Here is a 1,230-nt window from a genome sequence, read left to right on the forward strand (position 1 = left end):
CACGGGGGGCGTGTGCGGGGTGGGGGTTCCGCTCGCTTCGCGAAACGGCTGGTGAAGGTGGGGAACATGAGACTGCTGCTCCTCGGGCCGTCGGAATTGCGCTGCAAGGACGGTGGTCCCGTGGCCATCGGCGGTGCCCGGCGCAGGGCGGTCCTGGCCGCGCTCGCGCTGAACCTCAACCGGGTCGTGCCCGTGGAACGGTTGCTCGACCTCGTCTGGGACGAGGCGCCGCCGCCGACCGCCAGGGCAGCGCTCCACGGGCACATCGCCAGTCTCCGTACGCGGCTGGACGGCACCATGCGACTGGTGACCCAGGCGCCCGGCTACACGCTGATGGCCGAGCGGTCCCGGGTGGACGTCCACCACATGCAGGACCTCGTGGCGGCGGCGCGGGACGCCCCGGACGACGAGGGCATACGCCTGCTGGGGTCGGCGCTCGACCTGTGGCGCGGCCCGGCCCTGGAGGACTGCGAGTCGGAGTCGCTGCGCGGCGGCGCGGGCACCAGGCTGGCGGAGACCCGGCTGCGCGCCCTGGAGCTGCTGGGCGAGCGACTGCTGCGGATCGGGCAGGGGGCCCAGGCCGTGCCGCGGCTGGCCGAGGCCGTCGAGGAGAACCCGCTGCGCGAGTCCCTGGTCCGGCTGCTCATGCTCTGCCACCGGCAGGAGGGCCGGCAGGCGGAGGCACTGGCCCTCTACGACGCCACGCGCAGGAAGCTGAAGGCGGACCTCGGCGTCTCGCCCGGGCAGCAGCTCCAGGCGGTGTTCACGGGTCTGCTCGACCGCATGTCCTCCGCCGACGCCGCGCCCGCCGGCCGGCCGGCCCCCCGACCGTCCCTGCGGACGGCGGCCCGGGCCTCGGCCGCGGCGCCCCGACCGGCCCCGCGGACCACGGCACCGGCCCCGCAACCCACCCTCCGGACGGCGGCACCGGCTCCCCAACGGGCCCCACGCACCACGGCGTCGGCCCCGCACCCGACCGCACGGGCCACGGCTTCGGCACCGGCACCGGCTTCGGCTTCCGCTTCGGCTTCGGGCCCGGCCCCGCAACCGGCAGCCTCCGCCCACGCCCCGGCACCCGCCGCCCCTGCCGCCCGCCAGGAGCAGACCCCGGAGCCGGTGCCGACCCCGGAGCCGATAGCGGCGTCGACGCCCCCGCAGGAGCCGACGCACGAGCCGGCGCCGGCTCCGGGGTCTGCTCCTGGCGGGCGGCAGGGGCGGCGGGTGCCGGGG

Annotated in this window: 1 protein-coding gene; it reads left to right on the forward strand. The window is 77.5% G+C overall.

Features of this window, described 5'->3' with window-relative positions; translation table 11 throughout:
- Positions 1 to 66: 66 nt before the first annotated feature.
- The coding region (locus tag EF918_RS38855) for an AfsR/SARP family transcriptional regulator (protein ID WP_260611015.1) at positions 67 to 1,230 on the forward strand (1,164 nt) is incomplete at its 3' end.

Origin of the sequence: Streptomyces sp. WAC06614, from assembly GCF_003949795.1 — a bacterium.
Classification (GTDB): Bacteria; Actinomycetota; Actinomycetes; order Streptomycetales; family Streptomycetaceae; genus Streptomyces.